1 pseudogene is annotated in these 204 nt (G+C 81.9%); it reads left to right on the forward strand.

Going from position 1 to position 204, the window contains the following annotated elements:
* Positions 1–204 (forward strand): annotated as a pseudogene (locus G3I53_RS19215) (hypothetical protein); the annotation flags it as partial.

Below are 204 nucleotides of genomic sequence, written 5' to 3' on the forward strand. Positions count from 1 at the left end.
GGCCCCGGGAGCGGCCCACGCCGACCTGCGCCCGCCGGCGGACGCCGCCCGCGACCGGCTCACCGACGCGGTGGCCGCGCTGCCGCTCGTCACCGCGGGCAGCCCGTACAACGCGGCGGCGCTCACCCACGGGCTCTCCCCGGACCCGGCCCCGCACCCGCAGGACGCCCCCTGGCACCAGGTGCGGCTGCTGCTGCGCCTGCA

The organism is Streptomyces sp. SID14436 (genome assembly GCF_010548465.1).
Classification (GTDB): Bacteria; Actinomycetota; Actinomycetes; order Streptomycetales; family Streptomycetaceae; genus Streptomyces.